Source organism: Schnuerera sp. xch1, assembly GCF_019931165.1.
In the GTDB taxonomy this organism is placed as follows: domain Bacteria; phylum Bacillota; class Clostridia; order Tissierellales; family Tepidimicrobiaceae; genus JAIOUP01.
Genome location: NZ_JAIOUP010000001.1, coordinates 443,413 through 452,024, shown reverse-complemented (window position 1 = coordinate 452,024; position 8,612 = coordinate 443,413). Strand labels below are relative to the sequence as shown.

The following is an 8,612-nucleotide window of genomic DNA, read 5'->3' as shown; positions in this document are numbered from 1 at the left end:
GGCCTTAGGTGTAAGAGTAGTAATACTTTAAGCTGAAAGGTACTAATAGGTCGAGGGCTTGACCAGAGATATAATTTACTGTGAAGTTTACAAAATAAAAGATAAAAAGCAGTTGACAAAAGAGGAAAAATAATGTAAAATGTTTTTTGTCGCTAAAAAATTAAAAAGATTAGAGACAAACTTAAAATTTGCGCAAGCAAGTTCATTTGGTGACAATAGCGAGAGGGATACACCTGTATCCATACCGAACACAGAAGTTAAGCCTCTCAGCGCCGATGGTACTTGGGTGGAGACGCCCTGGGAGAGTAGGACGCTGCCAAGTAAAACATTCCTAGGTAGCTCAACGGTGGAGCACCCGGCTGTTAACCGGTAGGCTGTGGGTTCGAATCCCACCCTGGGAGCCAGCTATAGATTGCCGGAGTGGCGGAACTGGCAGACGCACAGGACTTAAAATCCTGCGGTCTTTGTAAGACTGTACCGGTTCGATTCCGGTCTCCGGCACCATTATGACATATAAATACAAATAACTCATCGCGGGATGGAGCAGTCTGGTAGCTCGTCGGGCTCATAACCCGGAGGTCGCTGGTTCAAATCCGGCTCCCGCAACCACTAACAAATATTATTTTATGGCGGCGTAGCTCAGTTGGCTAGAGCATGCGGTTCATACCCGCAGTGTCAGCGGTTCAAATCCGTTCGCCGCTACCATTAATTATGGCCCTATGGTCAAGCGGTTAAGACATCGCCCTTTCACGGCGGTATCCCGGGTTCGAATCCCGGTAGGGTCACCATAGTAACATTAGTTGGGCGCATAGCTCAGTTGGGAGAGCATCTGCCTTACAAGCAGGGGGTCATAGGTTCGAGCCCTATTGCGCCCACCAATTCAAAATTTTGCGAAGCAATTTGGCCTGGTAGTTCAGTTGGTTAGAATGCTAGCCTGTCACGCTAGAGGTCGAGGGTTCGAGTCCCTTCCAGGTCGCCAAATGCTGGCGTAGCTCAATTGGTAGAGCAACTGACTTGTAATCAGTAGGTTGGGGGTTCAAGTCCTCTCGCCAGCTCCAATCAAAAAATATGGAGGAGTTCCCGAGTTGGCCAAAGGGGACGGACTGTAAATCCGTTGGCTTAGCCTTCACTGGTTCAAATCCAGTCTCCTCCACCAAATAAATGTGCGGAAGTGGCTCAGTGGTAGAGCATCGCCTTGCCAAGGCGAGGGTCGCGGGTTCGAATCCCGTCTTCCGCTCCATTTTGATTTTATTAATGCGGGTGTAGCTCAGTGGTAGAGCCCCAGCCTTCCAAGCTGGTTGCGAGGGTTCGATTCCCTTCACCCGCTCCATTTATATATGGCGGCATAGCCAAGTGGTAAGGCAGAGGTCTGCAAAACCTTTATTCCCCAGTTCGAATCTGGGTGCCGCCTCCATACATGTACCTATAGCTCAACTGGATAGAGTGCTTGACTACGAATCAAGAGGTTGGGGGTTCGAGTCCTCCTAGGTACACCATCCAAATCCACAATGAAGTATATTTCTACTTCATTGTCATGAAGGATTACCTTTTGAACATAAGTCTGGATGATTTTCTTCTGATCATCTAGACTTTTTTCTTTTATATTAGAATTTTTCTTTAGGTATTCCTTAATCATATCAATAGTAGGAGAATTAATTTCTGCTTGAAGTTTAGCTTCATTTAAATAGAATGTTAACTCATTTTTTCTTTTTTCAAGTTCATCCATTTTTTCTTTCATTGATGGATGGAACATTCCATTGGCAATTGCATTTACTATATTATCTATTTGATTTTGTACTACTTTTAATTCTTTTTCAAAAGCTTTAATATCAGATTGTATTTCAGCTTGTTGGGAATTTGCATATTCAAATATTCTTTTAGACAATTTATCAATTGCATCAGAAGAGAACATTTTCTTTTCTAATTCATCTATAACCATAGTTTCAAGATAATCCTTATTGATAGATTTTAAGTCACAATTTTTGCTATTTGAACAACAATAACTTACATAAAGTTTTTTATTTTTTCCTGCAGTACGACGATTACCTACAATTCTGTGCTCACATTTACCACAGTAAATTATTCCGCTTAAAATGATCTGAGGTATTCCTCTAGGAATTCTTATTATTTCATCATCAGATTTCATCTTTCTATGATTCCTTTTTCCATTTATCATTTTGATAGTTTTATTGTAAGTGTAGATTCCTTTATATTTTTCATTGACTAAAATATCATGTAAGCTACTTTTTTTAAACTTTTTACCTTCTTTTGTTGTGTATCCACGTTTATTTAATTCATCGATTATTGTTCCGTATCCATAGCCATCAGCATACATAGAGAAAATTAATCTTACAATTTCAGCTTCTTTTTCATTTATTACATAGTCTTTATCTTTTATAACATCATAACCAAGAGGAACTGTACCACCACAATGTTTACATTGCAAAGCTTTTTCTTTTAGACCTTTCATTACTTCTCTTGCAAGATTTGCACTATAGTATTCTGCCATTCCTTCTAATACGGATTCCAATATAATAGATTCTGGACTGTCATCCAAGTTTTCTAATACAGATATAAGTTTAACTCCATTTAATTTTAATTCTCTCTTATAAAAAGCACTATCATATCTATTTCTAGCAAATCTGTCTAATTTATGAACTATTACAGTATCGAATATTCCAAGTTTACTATCTTTTATCATTTGCAAAAAAGATGGTCTATTAGCAGTAGTAGCAGTATAAGCTTCATCAGTATATATTTTTACAATTTGAATATTATTTCTTTGACAATATTCTCTTATGGCTCTTATTTGTGCATCTATGGATTCTTCGTTTTGATTATCACTAGAATATCTAGCATATACAGCTGCTTTTTTCATAGGTAACACCTCTCTTCGAATACATTATTTAAAATGGAATGTCATCAATAGAGAATTCAAAACTTGGAGCTGCTTCAGTCTCATATTCTTTTGTTTCAAGCTCTTGCTTTTCTACTTGCCAAGGTTTAAGTAATTTATTTACAAAAAAAGTAGACATGTACCCACAATATGTACAATATCTTGCATTTCCAGGGGGATGAGCTCCCAAATTATCATATTCATATTCATTTCTTCCAGGGCAATTTGGGTTAATACATCTATTAACTAAATGTGTTCCACATTTTGTGAGAAGAAAATACTCTGCTTGTAAAAAAATGAAGCAAAAGTACTCTGTTTATAAGCAATAAATAAAAATTTTTTGGGGAGCTTTTGAAGTTCCTGATTTAACATTTCAAAGCTTAATAGTAATAACTAAGCTTATATTTGAGGTATAGGGTAATTTATCTTAGTTGCGATATTTTAAATTGTAGTTTGCTAAATAAAATGTTAAAAGCTAATCCCAAAATATATATATTAATTGAGTTTTGCGAAAAATTTGTGAAGCAAAAATACTACGTTTGAGGAATAAATTTGTAAATTCAATCAAAGAGAGTATTGATATGTAACCAAACAGAGCATTTGTTTCTTTATTAATATGATTTTTGATATAAATATTAATTTTTCATGTGTATTTTTGCTTAGAAATTGGATATTAATAGATGGCTAAATTAAGCCATCATATTATGGTTTTTCAAAACGATATTAATAAAATTATTAATATTTTTATAAGCATTAGAAGTAATTGATTTAGTGTCGTTATAGTTTTAATGAATTAATGTGTTTATTATTTTGTTTTCAATATAAATAACTTACTAATAATTTTATTTTTACAATCAATATTACAGTGCATCTATGCTCCAATCTCAATGTTATGCATTGTTTAAAATGCCATACAATTTAAATGAAATTATTAGAAGGGTTGAAAAAATAGCTAGTAGATCTTACAATAGGCAATTAAAAAAGAAAGAATCCTGATCTTAATTTGATTATATTTTAGGGTGGCAAAATATAAATTGCTACCCATTTGCCATATATTATTTTATTATTGTGGTTTTGAATTGGTACGCTCTAGGTACACCAATACAAACCCTGTAATCATAACGGTTCCAGGGTTTGTTATTTTTTGGAATAATATTAAAATATGTGATATGACTACTACAGGTATAATGGCTTTAAATCACCTTTGAAATTCATTGTAAAATAATTGTAGAAAGAATTGTAGTTCTTATTGATTTATGTCAAATAATATGTTAAATTAAATTAGTCGATTACCGAACGAATAAAAGGATGTGATTAAAATAAACTTGATAAAGGATAGTAAGTTTTTCATCCCAACTCCACAGCTTAAGGAATTAGTTATATTAGAATATATAGAAAATAATTCAGACGTAACACAGAAAGAACTAGCTAAAGTAGCAAATGCAGCACCATCTATGATAAATGCATATATAGAAGAGTTTGAACAAAAAGGATACATGAAAAGACAATATTTATCAGCGAAAACTGTAAATTATTTAATTACATCAAAAGGAATTCAGAGGAAGAATTATTTAAGTATCTGTTATATACAAGAATTGATGAAACTCTATAAACTAGCAAAAGAAAATGTAGAGAGATTTATTGAAAGTATAATAAATAAAGGTTATAAAAACATACTGCTATATGGAGCAGGAGAAGTAGCAGAAACTATATTAAGTGTAATAAGAGATAAAAAATCTTCATTAAGTGTACAAGCTATAATAGATGATGATAAAGATAAGCAAGGAAAAAAAATGTTAGGATATAAGATAATATCTAGAAAAGAAATAGAATCATATAATCATGATGCTATAGTCATTACAAGTTATACTTTTGAATATGATATTATGAATAGATTGAAAGAGATCGAGTATCCAGTGGAAAGGGTTGGAAGGTTTTTTGGAATGTAAAATTATATTAATCTGTTGGATTGATAAACAAAGTGATATTTAAATATATTATATGAGATTAGAAAAAGGCTGTGTAATTGTATGAGAAATTTAAATTTACTTATAAAAAGAATAATTGATTTCTTCGGAAGTCTAATAGGCATTATTGTTATTTCACCAATATTAATAATAATTTGTATTGCGATAAAACTGAATTCAAAAGGACCAGTAATTTTCAAACAAGAACGTTTAGGAAAGAATGGCAAGGTTTTTAAAATACTTAAATTTAGAACTATGGTAGTTAATGCCGAAAAAATCGGGGATGGACTTAAAGTAAAAAATGAAAATGATAATAGAATTACTAAAGTTGGTAAATTTCTTAGAGCCACTAGTTTAGATGAATTACCACAGCTATGGAATGTTATAGTAGGGGATATGAGCTTGGTAGGACCAAGACCACCTGTTTCATATCATCCATATAAGTACGAAGAATATGATGCTATTCAACGAAGAAGATTTGATATGAAGCCAGGCATTACTGGTTTAACACAGGTTACTGTAAGGAACTCTGTATCCTGGGACGATAGAATTATAATTGACATCAAATATATAGAGAAATTTAATGTATTGTTAGACATTAAAATTTTATTTAAAACTTTCAAAAAGATATTTAAAAAAGAAAGTATATATACAAAATCAGATAAAGAACCAGCAGCTAGTTCAAATACGAAATAAATAGAATAATAGAAGGTAAGAATAGGGTGATATAGTTGGATATTAAGCTTCGCAAATTTGAAGAAAAAGATATACCTTATAAAGTAAAGTGGATTAATGATGAAAAAAACAATAAATATCTTCATTATGATTTGCCTCTTGAAGAAGATAAAACATTAAGATGGTTTAGGAATATAAAGGATAGGGGAGACAGGGTAGATTATACTATAACTTATAATGAAGAACCTATTGGATTAATAGGATTACTGAATATTGATCAAAAAAATAAAAAAGCAGAGTATTATATTTGCCTTGGCGAAGACAAATACAAAGGGAAAGGTATAGCTTATATTTCATCAAGATTATTAATAGATATTGCTTATAGAGAATTAAAACTAAATAAGATCTATCTCTATACTGAAACAAATAATATAGCAGCACAAAAATTATTTCAAAAGGTTGGATTTAAAAAAGAAGGATTATTGAAAGAAGATTTAATTTATAATGGTCGTAAGGTTGATAGATATACTTATGGGCTCATACTAAAGGATTATTTTAAATCAAATTAATATGAGAGGTTATATATGAAAAAGAGGTTATATATGAAAAAAATGAATGCTACACCAATTCAAAAATTAAATCAAAAGTTAAATAATAATAATTTTTATATAAAAAGAGATGATCTTATACCAATTTCTTTTGGAGGTAATAAAGCAAGAAAGGCAATATTATTTTTTGATGATATAAAGCTAAAAGGTTCTGATTGCGTTGTCACTTATGGTAGTAGTAGTTCCAATCATTGTCGGATCATAGCAAACATAGCAGCGTCCAAAGGAATGGCATGTTATATTATATCTCCAACTGAATCAAGTAAGGATACTGCAAATAGTAAAATGATTAATCTATTTGGTGCAAAAATAATAAAATGTCCTGTATCTGAAGTGAGTGATACGATTAATAAAAAGATTAAAGAATTAATAGATAAAGGATATAATCCTTACTTTATACAAGGTGGTGGGCATGGGAATCTTGGAACTCAGGCCTATGTAGATGTTTATAAGGAAATTAGAGATTACGAAAGTAATGAAGGAATACATTTTGATTATATATTTCATACTTCAGGTACTGGTACTACTCAAGCAGGACTTATTTGTGGGCACCTATTACATGGCGATGATAAAAAGATTATTGGTATAAGTAATGCTAGGAAAAATCCATATGGAGGACAAGTTGTTTTAAATAGTGTTAATAGTTACTTATCTAGTATAGAAAAAGAACAAGTAACTAATAAAGAAGTTGTTTTTATAGATGATTATGTGCTTGATGGGTATGGTTCTTATAATGATGATATATTGAATACTATCAAGGAAATCTTGATAATCGATGGAATACCTTTAGATACTACTTATACTGGAAAAGCATTTTGGGGAATGAAAGAATATATTAAGAAACATAAAATTACAAATAAAAATATTTTATTTATACATACTGGTGGAACACCACTGTTTTTTGACGATTTGGAGGAGGTTTACGAATGAAATTTAAATATCATAAACTTTCAATATTACCTAAATTATCCTGGTGTGCTGTAACTACACATAAATCATCAGAGATTCATATATATCATGGAAATGGAGTAGAAACCTTTGAAGATTTTTTTGTTGAAGGAGCTTGGGATGGAGATTTTTGCTCTGGAGACTTTGATGAATCAGAATTTTTTATGGGCTCAGGTGGAAAAATGTCAGAAAATGGATCGGGGGGGGTAATACTTGCTACTTCTAATCACACACTTGAGAGATTATATAGTATTTCAGAAGAGAGTGTAATTTATATATCAAATTCATTACCTTTTATTTTATATATGTCAGATTCGGAATTAGAATCTAAGTATTTAAGTTATGAAACAGTTTTTAATTCCATATTAAAAGGAATTAATAAATATACAAAGATGATTCCTTTAAATGAAGGGAAAAAGATCAACCTACATTATTATTGTAATATTTTATTGAATGATAAATACGAATTATTAGAGCTTCAAAAGAATGAAATAAAATCTTTTAAGGATTACGAAGATTATGAGAATCGGTTAGTTAAAGCACTCAAAACCTTTGTTAACAACGCACAAGATCCTGAAAGGAAAATTAAATATGAATTAACAACAACTATCTCTAAAGGTTATGATGCAGCAGCATGTGCAGCCATGGCTTATGAAGTTGGTTGTGAAAAGGTAGTATCATTTGATAAGCCACAAAAATATGCGGATGATTGTGGAGATGATATAGCAAAAAAATTAGGTTATAAAAGTATTATTACAAAAAATGCTAATGAATATCTAAATAATAAATCACTTGTAGAAGCAGAATTTGTATCTTCTGGAGAATTAGGAACTGGAATTGTTTTTACAGCTTTTGAAAAAGAGTTTAAGAACAGCGTAGTTTTTATAGGAGAGAGAGGAGACAAAATTTGGGATAAAAACAGGACTGATTATAATAATTATTTTCGATTTGAGAATGAAGTGTTTACAAGTACTTCTATGGTAGAAAATAGACTTAGGATTGGATATATAATAATTCCTATGCCTTTATTTGGAGCATCACAATGGCCATCTATTCATAAAATAAGCAATTCAGATGAAATGAAATCTTATTCCATTGGAGGCAATTATGATCGTCCAATTCCTAGAAGAATATTGGAGACTAGAGGAATTGACAGAAATATGTTTGGAGTAGAGAAAAAAGGTGCTGGTTTTAATTATAGATTTGATAACTTAGGTAGAATTAAAAAGAGAATGTCAAAGAAATCATATGATTCATTTTATAATTTTTATATAAATAATAAAAGAAACAAATTAAAGGCTATAAAGGCTTGGATTAGATTTTTACGGAATACTAAATCACTATATATAAGTTACTTTTTAAGAAAAGTGGGTTTTCATGTAAAAAACAGTAAGCTTACAGCAGATGCTACTTCAAATCCAGGAGCACCATCATATTTATTTAATTGGGGTGTATATGAAATGATTAATAAATATAAAAAATCTAAGATTGATAGATGGTGGATTTAAACTACTTAAT

The 8,612-nt window shown here is 31.3% G+C and carries 6 protein-coding genes, 13 tRNA genes, 1 rRNA gene and 1 pseudogene; 19 read left to right on the top strand and 2 right to left on the bottom strand.

Translation table 11 applies throughout. The features are described 5' to 3' along the window. Positions 1 to 205: 205 nt before the first annotated feature. The 14 genes from rrf (at position 206) to K8M07_RS02340 (ending at position 1,496) form a co-directional block, all read left to right on the top strand. Positions 206 to 322, top strand: a 5S ribosomal RNA gene (gene rrf, locus K8M07_RS02405). A 7-nt stretch (positions 323 to 329) separates the two neighbouring features. Continuing rightward, a tRNA-Asn gene (locus tag K8M07_RS02400) sits at positions 330 to 404 on the top strand. Positions 405 to 414: 10 nt separating this feature from the next. Next, positions 415 to 504, top strand: a tRNA-Leu gene (locus K8M07_RS02395). A gap of 28 nt (positions 505 to 532) precedes the next feature. Further along, a tRNA-Met gene (locus K8M07_RS02390) sits at positions 533 to 609 on the top strand. Positions 610 to 628: 19 nt separating this feature from the next. Continuing rightward, positions 629 to 705 (top strand) — tRNA-Met (locus K8M07_RS02385). A gap of 8 nt (positions 706 to 713) precedes the next feature. Continuing rightward, a tRNA-Glu gene (locus tag K8M07_RS02380) sits at positions 714 to 788 on the top strand. Positions 789 to 802: 14 nt separating this feature from the next. Beyond that, positions 803 to 878: transfer RNA gene (locus K8M07_RS02375), tRNA-Val, on the top strand. Between the two features lie 24 nt (positions 879 to 902). After that, positions 903 to 979: transfer RNA gene (locus K8M07_RS02370), tRNA-Asp, on the top strand. A gap of 3 nt (positions 980 to 982) precedes the next feature. Further along, positions 983 to 1,058, top strand: a tRNA-Thr gene (locus K8M07_RS02365). A 12-nt stretch (positions 1,059 to 1,070) separates the two neighbouring features. Then, positions 1,071 to 1,156, top strand: a tRNA-Tyr gene (locus tag K8M07_RS02360). A 9-nt stretch (positions 1,157 to 1,165) separates the two neighbouring features. Then, a tRNA-Gly gene (locus K8M07_RS02355) sits at positions 1,166 to 1,240 on the top strand. Positions 1,241 to 1,256: 16 nt separating this feature from the next. Then, positions 1,257 to 1,330: transfer RNA gene (locus tag K8M07_RS02350), tRNA-Gly, on the top strand. Between the two features lie 9 nt (positions 1,331 to 1,339). Beyond that, positions 1,340 to 1,414 (top strand) — tRNA-Cys (locus tag K8M07_RS02345). Between the two features lie 5 nt (positions 1,415 to 1,419). Next, positions 1,420 to 1,496, top strand: a tRNA-Arg gene (locus K8M07_RS02340). Between the two features lie 437 nt (positions 1,497 to 1,933). On the opposite strand, the pseudogene K8M07_RS12815 reads toward K8M07_RS02340, so the two are convergent. Both K8M07_RS12815 and K8M07_RS12580 read right to left on the bottom strand, forming a co-directional pair. After that, a pseudogene (locus K8M07_RS12815) lies at positions 1,934 to 2,878 on the bottom strand (recombinase family protein); the annotation flags it as partial. 28 nt (positions 2,879 to 2,906) lie between these two features. After that, positions 2,907 to 3,035 (bottom strand): hypothetical protein, encoded by a 129-nt coding sequence (locus K8M07_RS12580; RefSeq protein ID WP_263282407.1) that lies wholly within the window; start codon positions 3,033 to 3,035, stop codon positions 2,907 to 2,909. Positions 3,036 to 4,206: 1,171 nt separating this feature from the next. Here K8M07_RS12580 and K8M07_RS02330 point away from each other — a divergent pair. The 5 genes from K8M07_RS02330 (at position 4,207) to K8M07_RS02310 (ending at position 8,602) form a co-directional block, all read left to right on the top strand. Then, positions 4,207 to 4,845: a winged helix-turn-helix transcriptional regulator gene (locus tag K8M07_RS02330; protein ID WP_223376278.1), complete on the top strand. Its 639-nt coding sequence runs from the start codon at positions 4,207 to 4,209 to the stop codon at positions 4,843 to 4,845. Positions 4,846 to 4,926: 81 nt separating this feature from the next. Then, entirely contained in the window at positions 4,927 to 5,559 is a 633-nt protein-coding gene (locus tag K8M07_RS02325) for a sugar transferase (RefSeq protein ID WP_223376276.1), read from the top strand. A 35-nt stretch (positions 5,560 to 5,594) separates the two neighbouring features. After that, the gene (locus K8M07_RS02320) at positions 5,595 to 6,107 is read left to right on the top strand and encodes a GNAT family N-acetyltransferase (protein ID WP_223376274.1); all 513 of its coding nucleotides are present in this window, start codon (positions 5,595 to 5,597) and stop codon (positions 6,105 to 6,107) included. A gap of 33 nt (positions 6,108 to 6,140) precedes the next feature. After that, entirely contained in the window at positions 6,141 to 7,076 is a 936-nt protein-coding gene (locus K8M07_RS02315; RefSeq protein WP_223376273.1) for a 1-aminocyclopropane-1-carboxylate deaminase/D-cysteine desulfhydrase, read from the top strand. Beyond that, a complete protein-coding gene (locus tag K8M07_RS02310) occupies positions 7,073 to 8,602 on the top strand; it encodes a hypothetical protein (protein ID WP_223376271.1) in 1,530 nt (509 codons plus the stop codon). The genes K8M07_RS02315 and K8M07_RS02310 overlap by 4 nt, the downstream gene beginning before the upstream one ends. Positions 8,603 to 8,612 lie beyond the last annotated feature (10 nt).

Excerpts from the sequence above, each read along its gene's own strand:
- K8M07_RS02315 (WP_223376273.1), top strand. The coding sequence starts at position 6,141 with ATGAAAAAAATGAATGCTACACCAATTCAAAAATTAAATCAAAAGTTA.
- K8M07_RS12580 (WP_263282407.1), bottom strand. The coding sequence starts at position 3,035 with ATGTCTACTTTTTTTGTAAATAAATTACTTAAACCTTGGCAAGTAGAA.
- K8M07_RS02325 (WP_223376276.1), top strand. The coding sequence starts at position 4,927 with ATGAGAAATTTAAATTTACTTATAAAAAGAATAATTGATTTCTTCGGA.
- K8M07_RS02310 (WP_223376271.1), top strand. The coding sequence starts at position 7,073 with ATGAAATTTAAATATCATAAACTTTCAATATTACCTAAATTATCCTGG.